Here is a 26,821-nt window from a genome sequence, read left to right on the forward strand (position 1 = left end):
TTTTGAAGGACGAGCGACACCCCGGCGCCGCGCAACGCAGCGCCCGAATGTCAGTGAAGTAAGAACTGTCTAGAGGAATCCGATCGATAACCACGGAATCGCCGCGACGAGCAGCAAACCGAAGATCAACGCGCTCATATAACCGATGATCGGCCGAATGCCCGCATCGGGATTGACCTTGCTGATCGCGCACGCCGAGTAGTAACCCACGCCGAACGGCGGCGAGAACAGGCCGACACCCATCGAGAGAATCACGACAATCGCGTAATGCACTTCATGCACCCCGGCGAGCCGCGCGATCGGAAACAGCAGCGGCCCGAACAATACGATCGCGGGAATCCCTTCGAGCACGCTGCCGAGCATCACGAACACGACGATCGAGATCGCGAGAAAACCGTACGAGCCGCCCGGCATCGAACCCATCAGTTGCGCAAGGTCCTGCGAGAAGCCCGATTGCGTGAGCGCCCAGGCCATCGCGGTCGCGCAGCCGATGATGAACAGAATCGCGCCCGACAGCGTGGCCGCGTCGACAAGCATGCGGCCGAGCCGGCGCCACTCGAAGCGCCGGTAAATCAGCAGCCCGGCCAGCATCGAATAGACGATGCCGATCGTCGAGACCTCGGTGGCCGTTGCAATGCCTTCGACCACGGCCAGGCGAATCACGAACGGCAAGGCAAGCGCGGGGAACGACACGACGAACATCCGCCCGATCTGTTTGCGCGTGTAACGCTGCGCGCCGCTCAGGTCTTCCTTGCGATAACGCCACCACACGACGACGCACAGAATCAGCGCCAATACCGCGGCCGGCAACATGCCGGCCGTGAACAGCGCGGAAATCGACAGCCCCGTTACCGAGCCGATCGTAATCAGCACGATGCTCGGCGGAATCGTTTCGCTTTGCGCGCCGGTCGTTGCGAGCAAGGCAACGAGGTCGCCTTCGGAGGCACCGCGCTTTTTCATCTCCGGAAACAGCACCGGTGCGATGGCCGCCATGTCCGCGACTTTCGAACCCGAAATGCCCGACACCAGGTACATTGCGCCGATCAGCACGAACGACAGGCCGCCGCGCACATGGCCGACGAGGCTCGCGAGAAATTCGATCATCGCACGCGCCATGCCGGTCATTTCGATCAGCAGGCCGAGAAAGACGAACAGCGGCACGGCGAGCAGCACGAGATGCGACATGCCCTCGTCCATGCGGCCGACCATCACTTCGAGAGGCGTATAGGTCGAGAGGCCGAGATAACCGAATGTCGCGAGTGCGAATGAAAAGCCGATCGGCACGCCCGAGAAAATGCCGACCGCCACCACGCCGACGAAAAAGATCACGAGGTTGGCTTTGCCGAGCGTCTGAAACCAGTCTCCCGCGAACACCGCCACCGCGCCGAGCAAGGCGGCAATCGCCAGCACGATCAGCACGTCGAGCACGCGGCTCACCTGCGCGAGGCGGATCACGCCGACCAGCAGCATCAACACCGCGCCGATCGGCAAGGCCAGCGCGCGCCACGCATTGCTGATCTGCAAGGCGGGCGTGACGATCGCCGCTTCGCCCGACGCGTAATCGTAAGCCGGCGCAATCAATAGCGCGAGCAAGGCGATCGACGCGACGATCGCGAGCGTATCGACGAACGCGCGCGCTCGCGGCGACAAACGGCTGACGAGCGCCGTCATGCGCATATGTTCGCCGCGCCGCAACGCGAGCACGGCACCGAGCATCGCGAGCCACAGAAACAGAATGCCGGCCAGTTCATCGGACCACACGAGCGGCTCATGCAATACGTAACGCGACACGACACCCGCCAGCATCACGACGATTTCGATCGCGAGCAAGGTCGCGGCGCACACTTCGACGAGCGCGATCAAACCGCGATCGAAACTGCGCAGCCAGCGCCGCGGCAGGCTCGCCGCGTGCAACGGCGCAGCCGCTTCCGCCGGATTCAATGCGTGATTCGACATCGTGCTGTCTCCTTGCGGCCGCGCGCCGCGCGTCGTCCGATGCTCGCCGGAACCCGGCGCGCTCACGCGAGCTTACCGACCGATTGCTCGAGCAGATCCCACACGTCGTTGCCGAAGCGGCCTTTCCATTGGCTATAGAAACCGGCCTGACGCAGCGCGGCACGAAACGTGTCGGGCGACGGACGATTGATCGCGAGACCCTTGCTTTGCAGATCGGCGACGGCCGCATCGTTCAGCTTGCGGACGTCCTCGCGCTGCTTGATCGCCGCCTGGTTGAAGGCGTCGCTCGCAATCGTCTGCAGGTCTTTCGGCAAGCGCTGCCACGCGCGCTGGTTCAGCACGAACCAGTAGCCGTCCCATTGGTGATTGGTCAGCGAGCAGTACTTCTGTACTTCGTAGAGCTTGGCAACCAGCACGATCGGCAGAGGATTTTCCTGCGCGTCGACAATGCGCGTTTGCAACGACGAATACACTTCGCTGAATTGCAGACTGGTCGGCGCCGCACCGAGCCCCTTGAACAGATCGATACTGAGCGGACTCACCGGCACGCGAATCTTCAGTCCGCGCATGTTCTGCGCGTTGACGATCGGCGCGGTGCTCGTCGTGGTCTGACGAAAGCCGTTGTCCCACATCTTCTCGAACGATTCGAGCCCGGCTTTCTGCATCGCCCCGCGCACATAGGCGCCGAGCTTGCCGTCCATCGCGCGCCATACCTGGTCGTAATCGGCAAACGCAAAGCCGACCGCATTGATCGCGACCGACGGCGCAAGCGTCGATACCACGAGCGCCGACGGCGTGAACATTTCGATGCCGCCGCTGCGCACCTGCGCGAGCATGTCGGTATCGCCGCCCAACTGGTTATTCGGGAAGATCCGGATCTCCATGCGCCCTTTGGACGCCTCGCGGACCTGATTCGCCGCTTCCTGAGCGCGCACGTTCAGCGGATGCGTGAGCGGCAGGTTATTGCCGTACTTGAACACGAACTCCGGGCCGGATGCCGCACGTACGATCGCCGGGAATCCCAGCGTACTGGCCACCGGCACGGCGGCTGCGGCACGCAGCAGGCTGCGTCTCGCGAGGTTGGTCATGAGCGTCTCCTATCCCATGCATGGGGTTTGCTGCTTATAATTGATGTGACTGTCGAATCCATCAAAATTCATCATCACCCGCTGCAACGCGCTGATTTCCGGTCAAGCGCGTTGCGATGTCGTGCGATAGCTGCAAGACTAGGCGCTCGCGGCAACCGCTGTCAAACCGCGAGCTTGATGTTTTTTGATGGACCTCATCTGTTGAGGACTGCCATGTCAGAACCGGGTCATCTCACCGGAACCGCGCCGCTCAACGCGCGCGCACGCATTCCCGACATTGCGCGCGCGGCCGGCGTATCGACCGCCACGGTCGATCGCGTGCTCAACGGCCGCGAAGGCGTGCGCGCCGTCACCGCGCAGCGCGTGCTGCAAGCGGCCGCGCAGCTCGGCTATCTGCTTACGCCGGATGCGCCCACCGTCGCGACGGCAAGGCCGATGCGCATCGCGTTTCTGTTGCCCGCAGGCACCAATCGCTATCTGCACATGCTCGGCGACTACATCGAATTCGCCCATGAACAGTGGAGCGCATTGGACATGAAGTGCCGCGCGCACTACGTCGAGAGTTTCAATCCGAACGAACTCGCGGACCGTCTGCTGTATTACGGGCAACGTGCCGATGGTGTCGTGTTCATGGCGCTCGAACATCCGGTCGTGCGCGACGCGGTCAATACGCTCGCGGACCAGGGCGTACCGGCGATTACGCTGATTTCGGATCTGTCGAATTCGCGGCGGCTCGCGTATGTCGGCATCGACAACCGTTCGGCGGGACGCACCGCGGCGTTGCTGTTAGGCCGTTTCATGGGCCCGCGGCCGAGCGGCAAGATTGCGATGCTGGCGGGCAGCCTCAACTATCGCGGGCATGAGGAACGCGAAATCGGCTTTCTGCATCTGATCGAATCGACCTTTCCGCAAGTGCGCGTCATAGGACTGCGCGAAGGTCACGACGATAGCGAGCGCAACTATAGGCAAACGCGCAAGCTGCTCGAAGAGCATCCCGATCTCGCGGGCATCTATAACAGCGGCGGCGGTTCGGATGGCGTCGCGCGCGCGATCGTCGAAGCGCGTTCGGAACAGAAGATCCTGTTCATTGGACATGGCTTGACGCCCGATACGCGCGCATTGCTGATCGAAGGCACGATGGATGCGCTGATTACGCAAACGCCGCAAGCCATGGTCGGCAACTGTCTGCGAATTTTCCGCAACGTGCACGAGAAACGCGATGCACTGAGCGACGTGAAGCCGGTGCAGTTCAGTATCGTGTTGCGCGAGAACCTGCCTTGATGGCGGGCGATTCGCGGTATGCAGGGGCAGAGGCCAGGGTGGGGGCAATGCAAATGCAAGCCTTGCGATAGTCGCTTGCGATGACATGCGTCCATGCCCGGCGGGCGCGCCTTCCGGCACGGGTAGCGCCGGAATTCGCCCGCGTGCCGCCTTCCTGTGAAGACGGCGAGACACCGGAGCGCGGCTTGTGGCCGCAACAGACCGCTGAGCGCGAGACCCGCGGCCCGGACGGTTGTCCCGGGCATGAATGCATGGAGAAAATATACCGGGAGCCCCGCTGGATAGGCTTCTTAAAGACATCGCGTTGCGGTGCTGCTTCGGGACGATCTACATCTATAATGAATTTTTAAGGAATATTCTTCCATTCACGCCAATGACGACCCGAAACCGCCCGCTCGACCAGCTCGATCGCAAGATCATGCGCGCGTTGCAGAAGAACGCTCGCCTCAGCAACGCGGAACTCGCCGAGCTGGTCGGCATGTCGACCACGGCCTGCTGGAATCGCACGCGCCAGCTCGAAAGCGAAGGCTATATACGCGGCTATGTCGCGTTGCTCGATCAGCAGAAACTCGGTTTCGCCGACATCGTGCTGCTCGAAGTCACGCTCGACCGCCACGACGACGACGCGCTCGCGCGCTTCGGCGCCGAACTCGCGACACTCAGCGAAGTACTCGAAGCGTATCTCGTGTCCGGCGACTACGACTATCTCGTCAAGGTCGCCGTGGACGGCACCGCGGGCTACGAGCGCTTCCTGCGCGAAAAGCTCTACAAGATCGCAGGCATTCGCCATAGCCGCTCGATGTTCGCGCTGCGCTGCATGAAGAGCATTCCGTCGATTGCGATCTGAGCACACGCCGTACTTCAATGCGCGTAGATCGGACCAAGGCCGATGATGTCGGGCTGGTCCGGCGCCGCGCGATTCATCGGCGCATACGCCTGTGAACCCGCGGCCGAACTGCCCGAGTTGCTCTGCGCCACGCCGCCATATGCATTGGCCGCTGCGTTGTTGCCGGCATTGATGCGTGCCTCGGCCGCCTCGATGTTGCGCGGGTATTGCGCATTGTCGCTCGCGGGGTTGTAGCCGGCCTTCTGCAACTGGACCAGTTCCGCGCGCACTTCGGCACGCGTGACTTCATGTTGCGATTGCGCGAACGAAGCGACAGGAACGGCAACGAGAGCGGCGACGATCAGCGATTGAACGAATTTCATGAGTTCTCTCCAGATATCTGAATACACGGGATTCAAGGGTTGAGCGGAACACCGGACCACCGAAGCCGATATGCCTTCATGTCCCGCCTGATTCACGCAACGTTGCGAATCAACCTTGCGTGAAGACATTTGAGCGCGCCAACGTATCTGGAATGTTTTCGTTTCTCCCCTTTATGCAAGCGTATTTGTCTACGTACGAGGCTGATACATTGCGATACAAAAAGCGGCTCTGCGTGTTCCCTGCTTTGTCCACTAATCTTGTTCGCACATCTCGCTCTCACATCTCGTTCGCGACTCGCGCCCATAAAAAAACCCAGAAGCCGGTGTTGAACTCCTGGGGTTCGGATCTGAAACCGCAATAGTCAGCCGGCACTCGCCGGCCCGCATTACGTCATACGCGTCACATCGACAATAGCCTGCGCAAATGCCTTGGGCGCTTCCTGCGGCAGGTTATGGCCGATACCACCACTCAGATTGCGGTGCTCGTATTTGCCGGTAAACTTCTTCGCGTACGCAGCCGGTTCCGGATGCGCCGCGCCGTTGGCATCGCCTTCGAGCGTGATGGTCGGCACGGCAATGGCCGATGCCGTCGCGAGACGCTTTTCGAGTTCGTCGTATTGCGGCTCGCCCTGCGCGAGACCGAGACGCCAGCGGTAGTTGTGAATCACCACAGCAACGTGGTCCGGGTTATTGAACGATGCGGCGGTACGCTCGAACGTCGCATCGTCGAAGTTCCATTTCGGAGAGGCCGTGTGCCAGATCAGCCTGTTGAAGTCGTGACGGTTCGCCTCATACCCGGCGCGGCCGCGCTCCGTGGCGAAATAGAACTGATACCACCAGGCCAGTTCGGCTTGCGGCGGCAACGGCGCGCGGTTCGCTTGCTGGCTGCCGATCAGATAACCGCTCACCGAGACCATCGCCTTGCAGCGTTGTGGCCACAGCGCCGCGATGATGTTCGCCGTGCGTGCGCCCCAATCGAAACCGCCGAGCACGGCCTTGTCGATCTTCAGCGCGTCCATCAGATTGACGATGTCGACGGCAACCACGGCCTGCTGACCGTTGCGCGGCGTGTCGGCGGAAAGGAAACGCGTCGGGCCATAGCCACGCAGATAAGGAACGATCACGCGATAACCCGCGGCCGCGAGCAGCGGCGTCACCTCGGCGAAGCTGTAGATGTCGTAAGGCCAGCCATGCAGCAGAATCACCACCGGCCCGTTTTGCGGACCCGCTTCCGCATAGCTGATATTGAGCGTGCCGGCATCGATCGAGCGAATCTTCTCGAACGAAGTAACGCGCGGCCCCGCTTTCGCGATGCCGGTCGCGTCGGTCGACTGCGCATGCGCGATTCCGCTCAGTCCCAGTTCGAGCAGGCTGATACCCGCCACGGCCGTTCCGAGAAAACGACGGCGCCGACTATTGATCTGATCCGACATGCTGATTCTCCTTGAATGACTCATCCGGCCCGTGCGCCCGTCTCTCGTGCAGCGGCAAAAATCGACGGCATGACGATGCCACCGCACGCAATCGCAACGCGAACGGAACGAGCATGAATGGGTAAACGCGGTAAGGGTGGTAAAGGCGGTAAAGCGCAACCGCGCGAATCTGAAACGCAGTGCTTTGCCGGCAGGACCGGTGAATTGCCGCTGTCGCAAGGCTTAGATACATAATGGCAGCCCCAACCACTGACAGCAAGAGCAACTAAGTTCACATATCGTTGCCCAATGAGCAACGCATTAACCGCGGTCGAGTGAGCCCATGCGAGAGATCAACCAGCAACGCCTTCGGTACTTCAACGAAGTCCTGACCCACGGCACGATTCGCGGCGCAGCCGAGAACCTCAATACGTCGCCGTCGGTGATTACGCGGCAGATCAAGCTGCTCGAAGACGAACTCGGCACCGTGCTGTTCGAGCGTCAGCCGCGTGGCGTCAAGCCGACCGAAGCCGCCATGCACCTGCTCGAATTCTGGCGCGGCTACCGCTCGCAGCAGGAGAAGCTCGAAGATCAGCTGCATGCGCTAAAAGGTCTTCAGCGAGGGCATATCCGGCTCGCGGTCAGCGAAGGCTTCGTCGATACGCTCGTCGACAACGTGCTTGCGCCGTTCTGTGCGCAATATCCGGAACTGGAAATCGCCATGGACATGCTCGCGGTCGATGCAATCCAGGAAGAAATCGCGGAAAGCCGCGTACATATCGGGCTCGCCTACAATCCGCCGCCGCATCCGCGCATCGAGTCCCGCGCCAGTTGTTCGCAACCCGTCGTGCTGTTGTTGAGAAGCGATCATCCGCTCGCTAAAAGGAAACGCCCCGCCACGCTCGACGATCTGCGCGCCTACCCTCTTGCGCTGATGCCCTCGACATTCGGCATTGGTCATGTCGTCAAGATGACCGAATTGGCGGAGAACGTTTCGATCCGCGCGACGCTAACAACCAATTCGCTGAGCGGACTCAAGCGATTCGTGACGATGGAGAACTTCATGACGCTGATCGGCGAATTCGCCGCATACCGCGAAATCGCGAGCGGCGAATTGACCACCGTGCCGGTTGTGCATCCGCTCTTCTCGGGCGCACAGGCGCGAGTACTGGTCAAAGCCGGCCGGCCGCTCGCCCCGGCTCCGCTCGAATTGCTGCGCTGGATTCAGGAGCGCATGCCGATGTTCTCGCCGCCTGAAACGAAGAAACGGGCGGCGAGACCATCGGCAAATACGGCACGAAAGCGCAAAACTCGCTGATCGCACGTTCGCACAGCGCGTAAAGGCGCATCCACGCTGCGTCCGCCCGCCGTTTTGTGTCGCAATGTATCTACCCGGTACGCAGACACAAAACATTGCACACGCCTCATTCCCGCGACATAAACCAGATACGCGCGGGCGTTCCAATACGGCCATACCCGCCCACCGGAACGCCCACCATGCACAGCACGCTCGAAACGCCGCTCGCCCTGCTCGCGGGCCTGCTCACGATCGCATCGCCCTGCGTCCTGCCGGTCATGCCGATTCTGCTCGGCACGTCGGTCGAACAGCCGAGCCGTACACGACCGCTCTTTATCGTCGCCGGCTTTATTCTGACTTTCGCGTCGTTCGCCTTGCTGCTAGGCGCGGTGTCCAGCACCGTCCACGTCGCGCAGCAGGTGCTGCGCAACACGGGTATCGCCTTGCTCGCACTGTCCGGCCTCATGCGCGTCTGGCCCCGGCCCTACGACTGGCTCGTCGCGCGAGTGCAGGGGCCGCTCGAACGCATCGGCGCGGCCATTGCACCGGGCAGTCAGCCCGGCAGCGGCAACGCCGGCGGCTTTGTGCTCGGCATGTCGCTCGGCGCGGTATGGACACCCTGCGCGGGCCCCGTGCTCGCGTCGATCCTCGTGCTCGTGGTCAAGGCACAGGACCTCGGCTGGTCGGCGCTGCTGCTCACGCTGTATGCGATCGGCGCCGCGATTCCGATGCTCGCGATCATCTACGGCGGACATTACGTGACCCGGCATGTACGCGCCGTATCGCGCCATGCGCATCGTCTGCAACAGGTATTCGGCGTACTGGTGATGCTGACGGCACTCGCCATCTATCTGCAATACGACGTGCTGCTGTACACCCGGCTCGCCGCGCTTTTCCCCTCACTCAAAGGACTTTGACATGAACGCCCGACTCAGGACATTCGCTCTTGCCGCCGCTTTCAGTGCATTCGCCGCGACGGCCGCCACCAGTACTGCCGCCATCGCCGCGCCATTGGAAAACGATCCGCCCGCGCCGGAGTTCACCGGCATCACGCAATGGCTCAATAGCGAACCGCTGAAACTGCAGCAATTGCGCGGCAAGGTGGTACTGGTCGATTTCTGGACCTATAGCTGCATCAATTGCGCGAACACACTGCCGTATGTGAAAAGCTGGAACCAGAAATACAAGGATCAGGGACTCACGGTCATTGGCGTGCATACGCCCGAGTATCCGTTCGAGCGCGACACCGGTAACGTGAAGACCGCGATCAAGCGGCTCGGCATCAGCTACCCGGTCGCGCAGGACAATCAGTATGCGACGTGGAATGCCTATAACAATCAGTACTGGCCCGCGTTCTATCTGATCGACAAGAAAGGGCAGATCGTCTATTCGCACTTCGGAGAAGGCGACTATGCGCAGACCGAGGCAAAGATTCAGGCGCTGCTTGCGCAGAAGAGTTGATGCGACATTGCCGGAGAAACGGTGTTCAACAAAGTGGGATTTGTCGCTCGCTGAATGAAAGAAGCTCACCGGTGCCTGAACAATCGGACACAGGTGGGCTTACCGTTCGACGATGATTGCGCGACTATTCGATGAACCGGCTAGAACAGATAATTGGCGAACAGGCCGTACGTTATCTGACTTGTCTTCTCGGTGATCGGGCTGTCGCCCGCATCGCCGCGCAGCCATGCGAACGAAACGCTCGCGCCGACATTCCAGTGTGCCGCGATCCGATACGCGCCGTTTATCGAAAAGCGCAACTGGTTCAGACCGGAACCGGCCGAGAACTCCGGCAGTCCCGAGCGTGCGCTCTGCTCCGACGTCACGCCGAAATAGGTCTGGTTGTACTTGCTGCTCGCCCAGGTCAAACCGGGCCCCGCGGTGAGCGTCAATTGCGGAATCGGCTGATAGCGGCCGAGCACGTCGAAGGTCGCGACCGTGCCGCGATCGTTGCCGGCGATATCGGTCAATACGCTCGCGCGCGCCGAAATGAACTGATAGGTATAGACGCCGAACAGTTCGGCATGCGCGGTACGCTTGACGTCGCCGAGACCGCGCAGCCGCGCGTCGTCGGACTCGCTGCGCGGCTGGATGAAATCGTAAGTCAGGGCCGCGCCGATGCGCCAGTTACTGTCGCGATACAGATAGCCGCCGAGCGACAGCAGCGAAGCCGCATCCGGATTGGCGCCGATAAAGAAGCGGTCGTAATTCGCGCTGACCGTCGGCACCACTTCCCATTTCGTGCCGCTCGCGCCGGGGAATTTCGGCATGTTCACCACCCCGGCTCCAACGGAAAAATGCCACGGGCTTGCGCCGGCTCCGGATGCCTGGGTGATTTCCGGGGCGCCGACCGAATACAGACTTTCCGACAGGCCCAGCGTATCGTCCGCCATCGCGGCAACGGCGAACAGCGACAACGCGGAGCCGGCCAGCACCTTGGTCATGCGTGGCGTGGACACATCAATCATCTCGGTTTCTCCGTGGAAAATTAACAGGACGATGTAATGGCACCGGTCCTGACGTCGATTGCGTAATACCGATGCTGTGCTGCAACTTAATTCCGCGGAAATGTCTTTTGTCGTTATTGAAAAGCGAGGATGCGCATACCGGTTCGCGATAGCGCGGTCAATGCCACTGCGTGTTCTTCCGGAATCCTCACCGTGCCGGCGAGTGGTATGAGCATAGCCGCTTTTTTTCAGGCGTCGCAAGTCAATTTTTTTAAATCATCCAGTTCAATGAGTTAATCTCGCAATGTCGTCACATTAATTCACAATTCAATTCTCATTTCATTGCCTCTTTGCGAATGAATTCTGAACAGTGATCTCCATCGTCATTGACCGGTTCAACATTTGCCATCTGGCGCCGCAGGCGATACTCTTCTTCTCGATTGACGTTCTTCCCCGCGAGTTATCGTTATGCGGCGGCTTTCTATGCACGATGATTTACGTTATGGGTGAGCTATGCCTTCAGGAAAGTACATCGGCAATAAAGCAGTCAGTCCTTCTCTTTCATGTCTTTGTGACAAGTCACAAGCGGAATATGCGAACCGCCGCATCAGTGCCGATCTGTCGCGCCGCGGCTTCGTTACCGGTCTTGCGGCTTCGATGCTGGGCCTGGTGCTGCCCGGACTCAGCCACGCTCAAAGTGTCCTGCCGCCCAGTGCACCCGCCAGGCCGGTGCTATTCACAAACTTCCGCCTGTTCGATGGCAAATCGTCGACGTTGCGCGATGGCCTGTATATGGTCGTCGAAGGCAATGCCATCAGTCAGTTGGGTCAGGGCCAGCCCGCCTCGACCGAGGGCAGGATCGTCGTCGATTGCGGGGGCAAGGTCATGATGCCCGGGTTGATCGACATGCACTGGCATTCGCTGCTCGCGTCGCTGCCGATCCAGGTCGTGCTGCAATCCGACATTGCGTTCGTGCATCTCGCGGCCAGTGCCGAAGCGGAGCGCACGCTATTGCGCGGCTTCACGACGATACGCGACGCGGGCGGCCCCTCGTTCGCGTTGAAGCAGGCGATCGACAGCGGCATGATTTCCGGGCCGCGCATCTATCCGTCCGGCGCGATGATCACGACGACCGGCGGCCACGGCGACTTCCGTCCGCTCAGCGATCTGCCGCGCAGCGGCGCGCGGGTCAGCCAGTCGGAACTCGACGGCGGCAGCGCGATTGCCGATACCGAAAACGAAGTCCGCGTGCGCGTGCGCGAGCAGTTCATTCAGGGCGCCACCCAGGTCAAGCTGGTCGGATGCGGTGGCGTATCGACCCCGCGCAGCCCGATCGACATGCTCACGTTCACGGAAAAGCAGTTGCGAGCGGCCGTCGATACGGCCGCGGACTGGGGCACGTATGTCCTCGTGCACGCGTACACGAACGAATCGATCCAGCGCTCCGTCGCGGCGGGTGTGCGCTGCATCGAGCACGGTCATCTGATGGACGACAAAACCGCCGCGCTGATGGCAAAAAACGGCACATGGCTCAGCACGCAACCGTTCGTCAGCCAGGACGATGTCGCGCCGCTCTCCGGGCCGGGCATCGAAAAATTCCAGGAAGTCTCCGCGGGCACGGACAACATGTACAAGCTCGCGCGCAAGCACGGCATCAAGGTCGCATTCGGCACCGACCTGATCTTCTCGCAGACGCTCGCCGCGCGGCAAGGCACGATGCTCACGCATATGAAGCGCTGGTACAGCGCGGCCGAAGCACTGGAAATGGCCACGAGTACCAACGCGGAACTGCTCGCGCTATCCGGCCATCGCAATCCGTATCCGCGAAAACTCGGCGTGCTCGAACAAGGTGCCTATGCCGATCTGCTGCTCGTAGACGGCAATCAGCTCGAGAATCTCGACCTTATCGCGAACCCCGAGCAGAACCTGCGTATCGTGATGAAAGACGGCAAGTTCTACAAGAACACGCTCAAGGCATAACGAAGCATCAAACCGGGTACATGCCGTAAAACTCGCGGCACGTACCCGGTCTGAATCTGCGAAATCATTTCATGTGCCCGTGTAATACGGGCGCGCAATCTTGAACTGACCCTGCGAAGTTGGACAATTTGGTCGGTTAGGCCGTGAGGGCTGGGTTCTGTACATCACAGGACTCAGCCCTTTCAATTTCAGCTCGATGCGCTTGTGGTTGTAGTAGTGGGTACGGTTTGATGCCGGCCGTCAGTGCATCGATGTTCTCGAATCTGACTTGCGCCAACTCCGTCTCTCGTGGAAGGCATTCAATGACTACATAGCGTCGCTACCCTCTCTCGCGCCGAATCCGAACACGCTCTGCACGGCTTCAATTCGCGAAGTGACATCGAGTTTTTCGAAAATGTTCTTCATGTGCCACTTGACCGTTTCCGGTGCGAGCTTTAACGATCGGCCCACTTCCTTATTCGATTGGCCATGGGCCACGCAACGGAGTACTTCGAACTCCCGCGCACTCAGAACCTCAGACGACATCTTCAGGTTCCTGACCGGCCTGGGAGACGTAGACGACGGCGCGTCGACGTGATCGAAAGCATGGATCAATTTGTCGACATAGGTGGCGTCCACCGTGGAGTCGCCCTCAGCGTTCCACCGAAACCGTTGCAGCAATGCGCGGACTCCTTGCCCTTCGTCTATGAAGCTATTTACCATGCCAACAGCCTCTCCGAGACGTAGCGCACGATCCAGCGCGCCGAGCGCGCTTCCGGACGCTCCGCCTTGCTCGTATGCGAGCGAGAGCAACAGGGAAGCAATCGCTTCATGATAACGCCATCCCCTGGCCGCTAAAGCATCGAGCAGGCGTACGAGAAAAGCGACTGCCTTTTCAGCATCATTTTCGGCAATCAGAACCCGAGCCTGCAGGAAGCAGTAGTGTGTCCAGGTTTCAGTCGCGGCTCCCGCCTGCTCGTCAAGCACCACCGGCATACTCGCGCGTAGTTTGTTAGCGATCTGCCTCGCGCGGGTCACGTCACCGCTATGAAGGAGCAACCTGACCGTCTCCGCGTCGCACGCCATCTTGAGACGCAGCCATTGTCGGGTTATGGCAACCTGCCGGCCATCTTCAAGAACAGCCAGCGCCGACCCCACTTGCCCGTTGCGTTGCAGCAGGCGTGCCTCCGTCAGCACATGCCGGAGCAGCGTGCCGAGTGGAGAAACCTCCAGGGCAATCGTCGTGCGGTTCGCAATCAACTTCCGTGCGCGAGGAAGTTGATTGTATTCGTAGACAATCGACACCAGGCAACCCGCCGCGATCACGGCACAGGACGATGCGTAGCCGAAAGCGTTTTCGGCACGCACGAGCGTTTCTTCGAGAACTCTCCCCGCTTCGGCCAGTTCGCCATGCATCTGCGCGGCAAGGCCGTACATCGTGTTTCGAAACAGATCCGTGTAGATCGACCCCCGTCCCTGTTCCGGTCGATCTTGAGCGCCTCCCCATATCCGACGTATCTGGTCGAATTCGCCTCGATGCAATAGACCAAAGAATTGCGCGAATTGCGCGCAGCTATTGACCCAGGGAGCCGCAATCGCCGATGAGGTCGCGACGGCGTGCCCGAATTCGAATGCATGTTCGCTCTGGTCGCTGGCAGAGGCGATTATCCCGCTGATGGCATTCACCTCCGCCAGCGCGACTTCGTCGATGCTGCAGGCACTCTCGCGGCGCATCCGATAAATCTCATCGGTAACGACACGAATTTCCTTGATGGCGTGCGTCGTTTGAAGCGAGAAAGCGAGCGCCCACGCTTTGGCAAGACGCAAGCGCCGCGTGAGAACGACATCCGGTGGCAGCTTCGCGACCCACTCCAGCAACGTGCGTGACTCGCCGCGTTCGAGCATCTCCATTGCACCGTTCTCGACCAGCTGGGCGGCCTGCTCGAATTCTCCCGCTGCCAATGCATGTCTGACCGCCTCCGACCACAGCCGCTTTTCCGCGAACCACCGAAACGCCCGCTGATGCAATACCGGAACCTGTTGCGGCATATGAGCGAGAAGACGACGCCGCAGCGCATCGGACAGCAGTGCGTGCAGGCGATACCATTCACGCCGTTCATCGAGCGGCCGGATAAAGACGTTATGCTGCTCGAGCCATTCGAGCTTTTCACCGCTGCCGCCCTCGACGGCCATGACGGCATCGCACACGGCGGGCGAAAGCCGTTCGAGAATCGATGTGCTCAGCAGGAATTCCAGCATAGCGGGTGGCAGCTGGGTCAGCACCGCATCGTCCAGGTAACGGTCGATTCCGGAGCGGGTAACGGTGAACCGGCCGACTACCTGAGCGGGATCGCTGGTTTGACGCAGCGCAAGGGCGGCCAGCTGCAAGCCCGCCACCCACCCCTCCGTCACGCCATTCAGCAACTCGACATTGGCACGGTCGAGCGATAAAGCACAGGTCTCCTCGAAAAATTTCTCCGCGTCGTCGATCGAAAAACGGAGGTCATTGGCACTGATCCGCGTGAGCTTCTCCGGTGCCCGAAGCTGACCGAGCTTCATGCCGGGTTCGCCGCGTGCGCCAAGCAAAACGTGCATATTTTCGGGCGCATAGCGGAGCAGACGCGACACGACGGCAATGACAGGCGCCGACGTGAGGCGATCAACGTCATCCAGCACGAGGAAAACACGTCGGCCGAATGCCGCGATTCCATTCAGGAGCACGGAAATGATCGTTTTGATGGAGGTTCGCGCATCGCTATTCAAAAGTTGCTGGGCCGGCCTGCCGATGTCTTTCGACACCCGGCAAAACGCCGCGACCAGATACGCGCCGAACTGCTGCTCCTGATTGTCCTCGTCATCGAGACTGAGCCACGCAACCGGATACTCCTGCCGCGAAAGTACTTCACTGCATCCCGCGAGTAACGTCGTTTTGCCGAAACCCGCCGGCGCGGTCACCACGGTTATGCCATGAGTCTGCTGTTCGCTCAGCCGATCGAGCAGCGCGTGCCGGCGAACGCATCCAAAAGGAAGAAGCGGCGGCACCATTTTGGTCTGAATCAACGACGCGCTCCATGTTCTGTCGGCAAAGTCTGAAGGCGTTTCCATGAGCACCCTCCGTCTCCTGGGATCAACCGCGGGTCGTTCAGTTTTCTCAGCAGGTGTTCTATCAGCGCTTAATTCGGCCGATGAATGCACCGCCGCCGTGGCCGGCATGGCAGAGGATGGCCGATAAGGCCGTTGTCAATCCGGCCGGCAGTGCCGCCCGAAAAGGTAGCGCACACCGAATGAATTGCCTCGTCAATCCATTCGGCGGGTTGTCAGTCGTTCTTGTGTTCGACTGTGCCCGGCAGTCTCTTGATATATGCCGGTAATCTGCCCTAATTCAGTGCATCTGAACAGGTGTGCGAGACGTTCATGCAATGCGTAGCGTTCATGCTCCCTCGATTTAGCCATGACCCGCATCAGCATATACTCACATAATAGTGAAAATAAACTATAACAAAAAATATACAACTGTAATAACGGTAATACTGGACAGGAGAACCGGATGATTGGCAATGTGACCGTGCGGCGCGTCGGCGCCGACGAGGTTTCGGCCTGCCTGGAAGCGCTGGCCGATGTGCTGATCGACTGCGTGGAAGGTGGAGCCTCGGTCAGCTTCATGCTGCCGATCTCGCGGGAAACCGCGCTGACGTTCTGGCGCGGCGTCGCCGAGGGCGTCGGGCGCGGCGAGCGTGCGCTGCTGATCGCGGAAGACGGCCATGGAGAAATCGTCGGCACCGTGCAGTTGATTACCGCGCAGCCGGAAAATCAGCCACATCGCGCCGACGTTGCAAAGATGCTCGTGCATCGAAAAGCACGCCGGCGCGGAATCGCGCAGCATCTGATGGACGAAATAGATCGCACCGCGCGCAAAGAAAAGAAGTCGGTTCTCGTGCTCGATACCGTCACCGGCGGCGACGCCGAGCGGCTTTATCAACGCGCCGGCTGGCAGCGCGTGGGCAACGTGCCGAATTACGCGCTGATGCCCGACGGCGCATTCTGCAGCACGACCTTCTATTGCAAGCAGCTTTGAGCCGAAGCAAACACCGGGCCATTCACTGGCTCGCCCACTACGCCGAAACTCCGCCACAAACATGTAATTGAAAATTTCAACTACATGCCTATAATGGCCGTCGTGTCCGCAACGGGCACGACGGTCGACACGCGGAGCAATCTTGTACTCGGACTTTCTGACTTTCAGGCTCGATCTGACCAGCGCCTTGCTGACCAACCGCGCGAACGTGGTCTATCGCGAGCGCTGGAACCTCGACGTGCGCGCCTTGCGCGTGCTGCGCCTCGTCTGCGCCGAGCCCGACATCACGCCCACCGCGGTATCGCAACGCGCGCTGATCGAAAAAACACTGCTCTCCAAAGTACTCACCGAGCTTGAAACGCGCGGCTTCATCACGCGCAACGCGCATTCGTCGGACCGCCGCAGCATCGCGCTGCGCGCCACGCCCGACGGGCTGAAAGTCGCGAAAGCGTCGGAAGCATTGGGCCTCGCGATGGAAGCGCAGCTCGCCACGGTGCTGAGCGACAGCGAGCGCAAGCTGCTCGAACAGCTGCTCAGCAAACTATCGAACAGCCTGCTGGCACGCGAGTCCGTGAGCACGCCGCCGCATTGATCTTCCCGGCGACTTTGCCCGCCGTTTTTTTGCGGCCTCTTCTTTTCAGCCTTTCTTACTGCTCATCCGGCAACCAGGAGTCTTCCATGTCGAAGCTGATCGAAACGACGTCGAGTGCCATCGACGCGCTTCTGCCCGAACTCGAAGCCATCTACAAAGACCTGCACCAGCATCCCGAACTGTCGATGCAGGAAGTGCGCACCGCGGGCATCGTCGCCGATTACGTCGAAAAGCTCGGCTACGAGGTGACGCGCCATGTCGGCGTCACGGGCGTCGTCGCGCTGCTGCGCAATGGCGACGGCCCTACGGTCATGCTGCGCGCCGACATGGACGCGCTGCCGATGGCCGAGGCCACCGGCCTGCCCTATGCGAGCACGGTGAAGGCGAAAGACGAAGACGGCATCGAAGTCGGCGTCGCCCATGCGTGCGGCCACGACATGCACGTCACGTGGCTGCTCGGCGCCGCGCGTCTGATGGCCGAGCATCGCGACGCATGGCGCGGCACGCTGATGGCCGTATTCCAGCCCGGCGAGGAAATCGGGCGCGGCGCGCGCAGCATGCTCGACGACGGCATGACCACGCGCTTTCCGAAGCCCGACGTGATTCTCGGCCAGCACGTGATGTTCGGTCCTGCCGGCACGGTCGGCTATCGCAGCGGCACGATCCTCTCGGCCGCCGACAGCCTCAAGGTCAAACTGTTCGGGCGCGGTTCGCACGGCTCGCAGCCGCAAACCTCGATCGACCCGGTCATCATGGCAGCCTCCACCACGCTGCGTCTGCAAACCATCGTGTCGCGCGAAATCGCGCCGAGCGACAGCGCCGTGCTGACGGTCGGCTCGATACAGGCCGGCACGAAAGAGAACATCATCCCCGACGACGCGACGCTCAAGCTCAACGTGCGCAGCTATGACGAAGACGTGCGCGAGTACATGCTCGGCGCGATCCGCCGCATCTGCTGTGCCGAATGCGTGGCGTCGAACGCGCCGCGCGAACCCGAATTCACCACGCTGTCGAGCTATCCGCTCACGGTCAACGACGCCGCCGCCACCGAGCGTCTGCGCAACGCCTTCGAAGCGCGCTTCGGCAAGCATGCGTACGAGGCGCAACCGGCCGCCGCCAGCGAAGACTTCAGCCTGTTCGGCCGCGAATGGGGCGTGCCGTACTCGTTCTGGTTCGTCGGCAGCACCGATCCCGAGACCTTCCGCAAAGCGCGCGAGGCGAAGAAGCTCAACGAAATCCCGAGCAACCATTCGCCGAAGTTCGCCCCGCTGCTTCACCCGACGCTGCGCACCGGCATCGAAACGATGCTGTGCGCAGCCGGCGCCTGGTTCGATCAGCGAGAACAAGCACTGTGAATTCGCACGCGGTCTATACCCTTCTCGATCTGGTCGGTACGTTCGTATTCGCGATCAGCGGCGCGGTGGCCGCGCGGCAACGGCGGCTCGACCTGTTCGGCATCGTCGTGATCGCGTTCATGGTCGCGTGCGGCGGCGGCATCGTGCGCGATCTCTGCATCGGTGCGATTCCGCCCGCGGGCCTGTCGAACTGGCATTACCTGGCAATCGCGCTGGCCGCCTCGGCAGTCACGATTCTCGCGTATCCGCAAGTGCGCAGACTGCGCCAACCGGTGCTGTTCTTCGATGCGATCGGGCTCGGCCTCTTCGCGGTGTCGGGCGCGCAGAAGTCACTCGTGCATAGCCACAACGCCGAACTCGCAATTCTGCTCGGCATCGTCAGCGCGGTCGGCGGCGGCGTGATGCGCGACGTGGTGCTCTCGCGCGTACCCGCGATTCTCGAGCGAGATATCTACGCATCGGCCGCGCTGCTCGGCGCATCGGTGCAGGTGGGCTTTTCGTATGCGGGCTGGACCGACTGGTGGACACCCTGGTTCGCGACGCTCGCCTGCGTGCTGGTGCGGCTCGCGTCGCTGCGTTACGGCTGGCGCCTGCCGATCTTTCAGGGAAAGAGCGCGGCCGAAACGCACGACCACCGGTAATGCGCGCCGAAGCGTTGCAACTAGCTCGCCGCCAGCGGAATCAGCCGCGGCTTGGTCAGGCTATAGGCGATCTGCGAAAACAGCGCATTCAGGCTATTCGTGCCGCCCGCCGCGTTCGCACAGGTGTCCGAATAGAAATAAGACGGCCCCGAGGCGATCGACGCCATCGTACTGCACGCAGTGAGCTTATCGGCGCCGTCGCCGCAACTCGGCGCCGAATTGGACTCGCCGCCGAGATACGCGACGGTATAGATCAACGTGCCCGTATTGTTCTTCACGGCGGAAGCCGCATTGATCGCGGCCTGGCACTCGCTGCCGTAGGTGCTGCTATAGGTCGTGCCCAACTGGGTCGTCGTCGACGAAGCGATGCCGTCGCTCAGCAGAATGATCACGTTCTGGCCGGGCGGATGCTGCGTTGACGCGGTGGCGGCCAGCGAAGTTTGCGCCGCCGTAATCGCCTGCGCGTAAAACGTGCCCAGACCGCCCGGCGCCGGCAGGCCGCTGCAACTGCCGCCGCCGAGCGCCTGCACGATGCCCGAACTCGTGCTGACCTGGCCGTTGCTGCCGAGATAACCCGAGCTCGGCGACGAATACTGGTAGCTCGCGCTCGAAGCCGAATAGCTGCTCGCAATGGTCGGCGACTTGCCCGAGCACGAGAAGTTGTACGTCGACGAAGTTTGCGGCGGAAACGCCATCAAGCCGACGTTGTCACCGGCGTTCGTGAGACCCGTCAACAGTTGCAACGCACCGGCCTGCGCGCATTGCAGCCGTGTTTGCGCGGCTCCCTTCGCGTTCTTGCAGTTGCTGTCCGTCGTGGTGGCCATCGAGCGCGTGGTGTCGAGAACGATCATTACGTTGTAGAGCGCGGGCTCCGCGCCGCCGCCCGCGCCCGCCTTCGAGGTTGCCGAGATCGTCTGCTGGCTTTTGCCGAAGACTCGTGCGAAATAGAGCGGCACGGTGGCCTGCTGCGTGACCTGGATGCCGTTGTAGCCGGAAGCGGCCTGCTTGTAGGGCAGCGCGACGCTCGACAACGTGAGGCCCGTGATCGTCGCGGCCGCCGGAATCACGCCGCCGGGCAGCGTGTTGTTGTTGCCGGCCGCGAACGCCTGGGCGTTGCTCGACGCGGTGGCCCACGACTGTGTCCACAAATCCACCGCGCCCGCGAGCGCCGCGGCATCGGTTGCGCTCTGCAGGCGTCTCTGGCTGTAGGCCAGATAGCCGAGATCGACGCCGAGCGCGGCGAAGCCCAACAGCATCACCATCGAAATCGCCACGAGGATGGAGACGGCGCCGCGCTGGCGACGAAGCGCGCCGCGCGGACCGATTATCGTTCTTCTCATGAATTCTCCTCTCAAACGGTTGAACCGCTTTTTTCCGCCTGCGGTCTTTTGCATGCTGTCTGTTTGCACGCATTCTTTTTACACACAGACCTTTTGTGTGCTTTTCTTTAGCACACCCGTTTTTTTACACCGGCTTTTTCACATCGGTTATTGCACGCGCTCCACCGCGCTTGCATTGAGCGTGGTCGGCATCATCGCGTAGAGACCGGACAGGCTGCCCTTGAAGATCGGTACGAACGTGTACGAGACGGTCACCGTCGCCGTTCCGACCGCCGACGTGCCGCCGGCGCTCGTCAGGCCCGACGCGCAGGCCGAATCGCTCGTGCAGGCGGTGCCGTTCACCGACGTCGCGATCGACAGATTCGAGGTCTTGAGCAGCGAAGCGGACGCGCTCACCTGAGTCTGCGTCGCCGTATATGGACTGGTGGTGCCGCGTTGCGACGCGAAATAGCGCGCGCCCGCCGAGGCCGCATTTGCGACCATCACGTAGTTGCCGAGCAGCCAGCCGAACTGCGCGACGCCGAGCACGATCAGTAGAAGCACGGGCGCAAGCAGGGCGAATTCGACCGCCGCCACGCCTTGCTGCTTTTTCAGCGCCGACGCTCCCCGTAATCGGTGCGTCGGTCTCGTGCCTGAAATCATTGCACCACCTCCGACATGCTCGCGCTCAGGCTCGACGGCATGATGCTCTTCAGGCCAAACAAAGCGCCGCCGAACAGCGGCGCAAACGTATAACCGAGCTGCACGATCGCCTGCGTGCCGGCCGCGGGCGCCTGCGTGCCCGAACCCAACGCGCTGGCGCACGTGCTGTCGCTGGTACATGACGTACCGCCGACGCTCATCGAGATCGTCAACGTGCCTTTCAAGGTGCCCGTCTGCGTGTTGATCGCATTCGCCGTGTCGGTGTACGGCGCTGCGTACCCACGCTCCGACGCAAGCTGGTGCGCGCCGAGCGCGGCGGCATTCGTCAGCATCAGATAGTTGTTGACGAACCAGCCGAATTGCACGCTGCCGAATATCAGTGCCAGCAGTAGCGGGAGCACAAGCGCGAGTTCGACCGCCGCCGCGCCCCGTTGAGTTTTTCGTTTTATGCGTTCTTTTTCTCTCATCCCACTCTCGTATGTATTGACAGGCAACGGCCTGCGCAGGCTCAGGCGCCCGCCATGCTCGGCAGCAGTTCCCGATAGATATGGATCATCGACGGTCCCATCAGCACGACGAGCAGCGCCGGAAAAATGCAGAAGATCAGCGGAAACAGCAGCTTCAGCGCAATCTTCGCGGCGCGTTCCTCGGCACGCATGCGACGCCGCGTGCGCAGCGTGTCGGAAAGCACGCGCAGCGACACGCCGATGCTCGTGCCGAAACGCTCGGCCTGAATCAGCATGGCGCTGAATGCATCGATATCTTCCACGCCCGTGCGCAAGGAAAAATTGCGTAGCGCCTTTTCCTTCGAGAAACCGGAGCGCATTTCCAGCAGCATCAGTTCGAGTTCGCTCGCCACAACCGCACTGCGCATGCGGATTTCCTCGCCCACCTTCATCAGCGACGCATCGAGACTGAGCCCCGCCTCGATGCAGACCGTCAGCAGATCGAGCGCATCGGGAAAGTCCTCGACGAGGCTGCGCTTGCGCGCGGCAATGCGTTTTGCCAGCACGAGATTCGGCAGGTAGTAGCCGAGCCCGGCGAGCAGCACGAGAACGATCGAGCGTCCGAGCAGCGTGGGCGCGAAGGATGAGCCGTAGAGCGCGAGCATCGCGAGAAACGGCAACAGGATCGCGAGCGCCGTCTTCGCGGCCAGATAGATCGGCACCGCGTTGGCCGAGCGCCACCCCGCAGTCATCAATTGCACACGCAACGCGGATTGCTCCCAGCCTTCCTTCGGCACCGACAGCTTCGAAATCGGCTGCGAAATTTCGACGAGCTTTTCGTACCACGCGGTGTCCGCGGATGGCGCCAGTTGCTCCGGCGCCGGCACGACGTTCGCGCCGCCCGCCTGCTCGATGCGCCGGCTCATGTCGCGCGGCGCGGCCAGATGCAGCACGCCGAACGCGGCCGCGAACACGATCGCGAACACGGCGGCGAGCAGCAGAATCTGCGTGATGTTCAGCGTTTGCATGGTCTCTCCTCGGTAGTTGTTCTTCGCGGGCGGTACGACGCGCTCAAACCCGGATCTTCACGATGTGCCGCATCCAGAAGATGCCGAACAGCATCCCGACGCCCGAGCTCACGACCATTTTTACGCCGGTGGAGTCGCGCCACAGTATGTCGAGGAAGTCGGGATTGAGAACCATCATCGCGGCGCCGACGCCGAACGGCATCAGTCCCAGCACCCACGCGGACATCTTGCCTTCCGCGGACAGCACGCGAACCTTGTCGAACAGCTTGAAGCGGTCGCGAATCAGCGCCGTGATGCCGTCGAGTACTTCGGCGAGATTGCCGCCCGTCTCGCGCTGGATCACGACCGCGATCACGAAGTAGCGCAAATCGCGAATCGGCACGCGCGTGGCGAGATTCGTCAGCGCCTCGCTGATCGACACGCCATAGTTGATCTCGTCGAACACGATGCGGAATTCGCCGCTCATCGGCTCGGCGAACTCGGTGCCGACCATATCGATTGCCCCCGTGAACGCATGGCCCGAACGCAGCGCGCGCGCCAGCATGTCGCAGACGTCGGGCAACTGCCGCTCCAGTTGCCGGATGCGGCGATTGCGCCGCCGCTGCACATAGACGATCGGCAACAGCGCGGCGAACACGGCAATCGCCACGGAGACGAACCACGGCAACGCGACGCTCGCGCCGATCATCAGCACGAACAGCGGCAATACCGCGCACGTGCCGACGAGCCGGCCCACCGACCACTGGAGCCCGGACTGCTGCAGAAACAGATCGAGCGCATGCACGCGCGGGATCAGCAGCAAAAACCGCGTGAGCCACGCCGACTCGGCCAGCATGCGCGTCTTCAGAATCGACAGCCGCTCGCGGCTCACCTGCCCGCCCGCGGAGACCGCGCGAATCCGTGCGGCAACGCGCCGCGCGGTCGGCCCATGCCGGCTGTCCCAGTACTCGTACACGCCGCTCGTCGCAAGCACCACGGCCACGAAGAGCAGGATGATCGCGGCGTAGAAGATCGGGTTCATGCAAGTCTCCTGAAACAGCGAATCACGTCGTCTCGAAGCGGCGGGCCGGATCGTAGATCTGATCCGACGGCGCCACGCCGAATGCCTGCAGGCGCTCGGCGAATTTCGGCCGCACGCCGGTCGCGCAGAAATGTCCGCGCACGTTGCCCTTCGAATCGACACCGGCGCGGCGGAACACGAAGATCTCCTGCATGTTGATCATGTCGCCTTCCATGCCGGTCAACTCCGAAATGCTGATGATCTTGCGGCGTCCATCGGTCAAACGCGCGGCCTGCACGACGACCGAGATCGCCGACGAAATCTGTTGCCGCATCGTGCGTGTCGGCAACGACAGGCCGCCGAGGTTGATCATGTTTTCGAGGCGCGTGAGCGCGTCGCGCGGCGTGTTCGCGTGGATCGTCGACAGCGAGCCTTCGTGGCCCGTGTTCATCGCATTGAGCATGTCGAGCGCTTCGGCGCCGCGCACTTCGCCGAGGATGATGCGATCGGGCCGCATCCGCAGCGCGTTGCGCACGAGCGTGCGCTGCGTGATCTCGCCGCGCCCCTCGATGTTCGGCGAACGCGTTTCGAGTCTGAGCACGTGCTGCTGGCGCAATTGCAGTTCGGCCGCGTCCTCGATCGTGACGATACGTTCGTCATCCGGAATAAATCCCGACAGCACGTTCAGGAGCGTGGTCTTGCCGCTGCCCGTGCCGCCCGACACGAGAATGTTGACCTTCGCGCGCGCGAGCGCATCGAGCACTTCGGCCATCGGCGGCGTGAGGCTTTGCAGTTCGACCAGATCGGCGACCTGTAGCGGGTTCGCGGCGAAACGGCGGATCGACAGCAACGGACCGTCGACCGCGCACGGCCGGATGATCGCGTTCACGCGCGAGCCGTCCGGCAGGCGCGCGTCGACCATCGGGCTCGATTCGTCGATATGGCGGCCCACGCCCGAAACGATCTTCTCGATGACCTTCATCAGATGCGCGTCGTCGTAGAAGGTCACGTCGGTCGCTTCGAGCCGCCCGCGCCGCTCGACGTAGGTATGGCGATACGTATTGACGAGAATGTCCGACACGCTCGGGTCGCGCAGCAGCACTTCGAGCGGACCGAAGCCGAACATTTCGTCGTGCACGTCGCCCACCAGCTGCCGGCGTTCGAGATCGTTGGCCGGCGCCTTCTGCTCTTCGAGAATGCGGCCGATCAGCGCGGCAATCTCCTGGCGCACCTGATCGGACGGCAAACGCGACAGGCGTTCGAGTTCGACACGTTCGAGCACGGCCTGATGAATCTCGCGCTTGAGTTTCTGATAGGCAGCGCGCAGCATGCCGGCCGGCGTACCCGACGAGTCCTGGCGCTCGCCCAGGGGTTGCGCGCGTTGCGCGGAAATCTGCTCACGAAGCGACATGGCCTCTCCCCTTCTCAGGTATTACAGCGTTTCAAGTTTCGGCGCCGCCTGACGGCCGAGCAGCCGCGCGAACAGCGAATCGCTCTTCGCGCGTTTGCGCTCCGACGTCGTCGCGCGGCTGACGATGTTCTCGGCGAGCGTTTGCAGACTGCGCGCGACCCCGCTGCTGCGCGCGGTCTTCGATACCGGCAGGCCCTGGTTCATCGCCTCGGTCACGGCCTCGGCGTCCTCGGGAATGACCTGGTACGCGTGCATGCCGAGCACCGATTCGAGCGCCGTGCGCGCGCGTTCGCCGTGGCGCGTGTAGCGGTTCAGGACGAGGCGCATCTGCTCTTGTGCATAGCCGAGCGAGCAGAGAATTTCCTGCAGCCGGCGGCCGGCGCGCACGTGCGGCATGCTCGCCTGCAATACGACATGAATCTGGTCGCTGCGATCGAGCGCGAGCATCGACAGTTGATTGAGCGTCTGACCGAGATCGAACAGCACGAAGTCGTAATGCGGCGCCGCGACGCCGAGCATCCATTCGAGGCGGTCTTCCTTGATCTCGGCCGCCTTCACCGGATCGCCCGCGCCGGCGAGAATATGAAAGTTCTCGGTGACGTGCATCAGACTCGTGTCGAAGAACGCGGCGTCCATGCGCTCGATCTGCGCGCAGACTTGCGGCAGCGTCGAGGGCGGGGTTTCGTCGGAGACCAGAAAGGCGGCGTCGGCGAACTGCTGGTTCAGATCGATCAGCAGTACGCGCTTTTTCTGCGGCAGGCTCGCGATCGCATGCGCGACGTTCGCGGCGATAAAGCTCGTGCCCGCGCCGCCCTTGCACGACACGAACGACAGCACCTGGGTATCGCGCGTGCCGCTTTGCAAACCCCGCGACTGCGCGCGCTGCAACGCATCGCCTAGCTGGCGCGGATCGAGCGGCCAGTTGAGCACGTCGCGAAAGCCCGCGCGCATCGCGGCAATCAGCGTATCCGGCGACGCATCGGGAATCAGCAGGATGCAGGTGAGCCGCCCATGCGCGCGATGCAGACGTTCGACCACGGGCAGCTCCGCGTCCTTCAGCGACGCCGCATCGACAATCAGCACGTCGAACGCGTCGAGACTGTCGCCGCGCTCGCCGAGCAGCGACGGCCCGCCGGTCGCGCGCGTGAAGCGATAGTCGCCGCATTCGCCGCTCAGATGCGCGATCTGCGCGAGCCGCGCGCTGTCTTCAGAGAGGGCCAGGATGTTGATCATGATGTTCTCGCCCAAGCGATCAAGGTTATCCGGCGGACGTCGCCGCGCTGTGCTTCACTGACTGCCGCCGTTCGTGCCGATGCCGATCACGAACGGATTGATGGTCGTGACGGGCGCCTGGAACGACTTGTCGTACTGGTCCTGCGCGGCCACGGCGGCCTTGCCGTCGACCCCCGGCGTGGACGGCGTGTGCTCGCCCGCGTGCGGATCGATGATCTGCATCCGCGTCACGGTGCGCACGGCTTCGCCGAAGTGCGCGTCCCAGATCGGCGTGCTCGTCATGCAGCCGCTCAACGAGCCGCCCAGAGTTGCGTAGAGCGCCAGCAGCAACGCCGCGCGGCGAGTCGTCGCAAGATGCGTCACAAGATGTTCGAGTTTCATGAGAGTCCCCTTCGCAGCGCGTTACTGG

The 26,821-nt window shown here is 62.0% G+C and carries 24 protein-coding genes and 1 pseudogene; 10 read left to right on the top strand and 15 right to left on the bottom strand.

From position 1 onward, the window contains the following. Positions 1-69: 69 nt before the first annotated feature. The gene (locus G3N58_RS12475) at positions 70-1,956 is read right to left on the bottom strand and encodes a TRAP transporter large permease subunit (RefSeq protein ID WP_167283766.1); all 1,887 of its coding nucleotides are present in this window, start codon (positions 1,954-1,956) and stop codon (positions 70-72) included. 62 nt (positions 1,957-2,018) lie between these two features. Further along, entirely contained in the window at positions 2,019-3,044 is a 1,026-nt protein-coding gene (locus G3N58_RS12480) for a TRAP transporter substrate-binding protein (RefSeq protein WP_167042625.1), read from the bottom strand. Between the two features lie 213 nt (positions 3,045-3,257). Here G3N58_RS12480 and G3N58_RS12485 point away from each other — a divergent pair, with 213 nt between their 5' ends. Next, the gene (locus tag G3N58_RS12485) at positions 3,258-4,325 is read left to right on the top strand and encodes a LacI family DNA-binding transcriptional regulator (RefSeq protein ID WP_167042627.1); all 1,068 of its coding nucleotides are present in this window, start codon (positions 3,258-3,260) and stop codon (positions 4,323-4,325) included. 373 nt (positions 4,326-4,698) lie between these two features. Beyond that, complete coding sequence (locus tag G3N58_RS12490) at positions 4,699-5,172, top strand: Lrp/AsnC family transcriptional regulator (RefSeq protein WP_167042629.1); 474 nt, start codon at positions 4,699-4,701, stop codon at positions 5,170-5,172. A 14-nt stretch (positions 5,173-5,186) separates the two neighbouring features. On the opposite strand, the gene G3N58_RS12495 is transcribed toward G3N58_RS12490, so the two are convergent. Beyond that, a complete protein-coding gene (locus G3N58_RS12495; protein WP_167042631.1) occupies positions 5,187-5,534 on the bottom strand; it encodes a DUF4148 domain-containing protein in 348 nt (115 codons plus the stop codon). Positions 5,535-5,920: 386 nt separating this feature from the next. Next, entirely contained in the window at positions 5,921-6,967 is a 1,047-nt protein-coding gene (locus G3N58_RS12500; protein WP_205999287.1) for an alpha/beta hydrolase, read from the bottom strand. A 322-nt stretch (positions 6,968-7,289) separates the two neighbouring features. On the opposite strand from G3N58_RS12500, the gene G3N58_RS12505 reads away from it, so the two are divergent. From G3N58_RS12505 to G3N58_RS12515, 3 genes are all read left to right on the top strand, one after another. Further along, positions 7,290-8,264, top strand: a complete 975-nt coding sequence (locus G3N58_RS12505) for a LysR family transcriptional regulator (RefSeq protein WP_205989366.1) — start codon at positions 7,290-7,292, stop codon at positions 8,262-8,264. A 179-nt stretch (positions 8,265-8,443) separates the two neighbouring features. Continuing rightward, a complete protein-coding gene (locus G3N58_RS12510) occupies positions 8,444-9,160 on the top strand; it encodes a cytochrome c biogenesis CcdA family protein (RefSeq protein ID WP_205999288.1) in 717 nt (238 codons plus the stop codon). A 1-nt stretch (position 9,161) separates the two neighbouring features. Further along, a complete protein-coding gene (locus tag G3N58_RS12515; RefSeq protein ID WP_167283762.1) occupies positions 9,162-9,704 on the top strand; it encodes a thioredoxin family protein in 543 nt (180 codons plus the stop codon). A gap of 140 nt (positions 9,705-9,844) precedes the next feature. Here G3N58_RS12515 and G3N58_RS12520 read toward each other — a convergent pair whose 3' ends face one another. Next, positions 9,845-10,711 (bottom strand): MipA/OmpV family protein, encoded by an 867-nt coding sequence (locus G3N58_RS12520; RefSeq protein ID WP_205999289.1) that lies wholly within the window; start codon positions 10,709-10,711, stop codon positions 9,845-9,847. 708 nt (positions 10,712-11,419) lie between these two features. Here G3N58_RS12520 and G3N58_RS12525 point away from each other — a divergent pair. Further along, positions 11,420-12,670: an amidohydrolase family protein gene (locus G3N58_RS12525; protein WP_346778266.1), complete on the top strand. Its 1,251-nt coding sequence runs from the start codon at positions 11,420-11,422 to the stop codon at positions 12,668-12,670. A gap of 147 nt (positions 12,671-12,817) precedes the next feature. Here G3N58_RS12525 and G3N58_RS12530 read toward each other — a convergent pair. Both G3N58_RS12530 and G3N58_RS12535 read right to left on the bottom strand, forming a co-directional pair. Next, a pseudogene (locus tag G3N58_RS12530) lies at positions 12,818-12,889 on the bottom strand (IS3 family transposase); the annotation flags it as partial. An 87-nt stretch (positions 12,890-12,976) separates the two neighbouring features. After that, positions 12,977-15,754, bottom strand: a complete 2,778-nt coding sequence (locus G3N58_RS12535) for a LuxR C-terminal-related transcriptional regulator (protein WP_205999291.1) — start codon at positions 15,752-15,754, stop codon at positions 12,977-12,979. Positions 15,755-16,196: 442 nt separating this feature from the next. On the opposite strand from G3N58_RS12535, the gene G3N58_RS12540 reads away from it, so the two are divergent. The 4 genes from G3N58_RS12540 to G3N58_RS12555 all read left to right on the top strand — a co-directional run bounded on the left by G3N58_RS12540 (position 16,197) and on the right by G3N58_RS12555 (position 19,312). Continuing rightward, the gene (locus G3N58_RS12540) at positions 16,197-16,724 is read left to right on the top strand and encodes a GNAT family N-acetyltransferase (RefSeq protein ID WP_167042645.1); all 528 of its coding nucleotides are present in this window, start codon (positions 16,197-16,199) and stop codon (positions 16,722-16,724) included. Positions 16,725-16,866: 142 nt separating this feature from the next. Then, positions 16,867-17,316: a MarR family transcriptional regulator gene (locus tag G3N58_RS12545; RefSeq protein ID WP_167042647.1), complete on the top strand. Its 450-nt coding sequence runs from the start codon at positions 16,867-16,869 to the stop codon at positions 17,314-17,316. Between the two features lie 86 nt (positions 17,317-17,402). After that, on the top strand, positions 17,403-18,671 hold the full coding sequence (locus G3N58_RS12550) for a M20 family metallopeptidase (RefSeq protein WP_205999292.1): 1,269 nt from the start codon (positions 17,403-17,405) through the stop codon (positions 18,669-18,671). Continuing rightward, positions 18,668-19,312: a trimeric intracellular cation channel family protein gene (locus tag G3N58_RS12555; protein ID WP_205999293.1), complete on the top strand. Its 645-nt coding sequence runs from the start codon at positions 18,668-18,670 to the stop codon at positions 19,310-19,312. Before G3N58_RS12550 ends, G3N58_RS12555 begins: the two co-directional genes overlap by 4 nt. A 20-nt stretch (positions 19,313-19,332) precedes the next feature. On the opposite strand, the gene G3N58_RS12560 is transcribed toward G3N58_RS12555, so the two are convergent. From G3N58_RS12560 to G3N58_RS12595, 8 genes are all read right to left on the bottom strand, one after another. Beyond that, the gene (locus tag G3N58_RS12560; RefSeq protein ID WP_205999294.1) at positions 19,333-20,652 is read right to left on the bottom strand and encodes a VWA domain-containing protein; all 1,320 of its coding nucleotides are present in this window, start codon (positions 20,650-20,652) and stop codon (positions 19,333-19,335) included. A gap of 147 nt (positions 20,653-20,799) precedes the next feature. Next, positions 20,800-21,294 (bottom strand): TadE/TadG family type IV pilus assembly protein, encoded by a 495-nt coding sequence (locus G3N58_RS12565; protein ID WP_205999295.1) that lies wholly within the window; start codon positions 21,292-21,294, stop codon positions 20,800-20,802. Beyond that, positions 21,291-21,761, bottom strand: coding sequence for a TadE/TadG family type IV pilus assembly protein (locus tag G3N58_RS12570; protein WP_205999296.1), 471 nt, complete (start codon positions 21,759-21,761; stop codon positions 21,291-21,293). The genes G3N58_RS12565 and G3N58_RS12570 overlap by 4 nt, the downstream gene beginning before the upstream one ends. Positions 21,762-21,802: 41 nt before the next feature. Beyond that, positions 21,803-22,768 carry a type II secretion system F family protein gene (locus G3N58_RS12575; protein ID WP_205999297.1) on the bottom strand — a complete coding sequence of 322 codons (966 nt, stop codon included), beginning with the start codon at positions 22,766-22,768 and terminating at the stop codon, positions 21,803-21,805. A gap of 43 nt (positions 22,769-22,811) precedes the next feature. Then, positions 22,812-23,789 carry a type II secretion system F family protein gene (locus G3N58_RS12580; protein WP_167042659.1) on the bottom strand — a complete coding sequence of 326 codons (978 nt, stop codon included), beginning with the start codon at positions 23,787-23,789 and terminating at the stop codon, positions 22,812-22,814. Between the two features lie 22 nt (positions 23,790-23,811). Beyond that, positions 23,812-25,179 (bottom strand): CpaF family protein, encoded by a 1,368-nt coding sequence (locus G3N58_RS12585; protein ID WP_167042661.1) that lies wholly within the window; start codon positions 25,177-25,179, stop codon positions 23,812-23,814. 21 nt (positions 25,180-25,200) lie between these two features. Further along, positions 25,201-26,412 (bottom strand): AAA family ATPase, encoded by a 1,212-nt coding sequence (locus G3N58_RS12590; protein ID WP_167042663.1) that lies wholly within the window; start codon positions 26,410-26,412, stop codon positions 25,201-25,203. Positions 26,413-26,466: 54 nt separating this feature from the next. Then, the gene (locus G3N58_RS12595) at positions 26,467-26,793 is read right to left on the bottom strand and encodes a hypothetical protein (RefSeq protein WP_167042665.1); all 327 of its coding nucleotides are present in this window, start codon (positions 26,791-26,793) and stop codon (positions 26,467-26,469) included. Between the last annotated feature and the right edge of the window lie 28 nt (positions 26,794-26,821).

Origin of the sequence: Paraburkholderia sp. Ac-20342, assembly GCF_017104985.1 — a bacterium.
GTDB lineage: Bacteria > Pseudomonadota > Gammaproteobacteria > Burkholderiales > Burkholderiaceae > Paraburkholderia.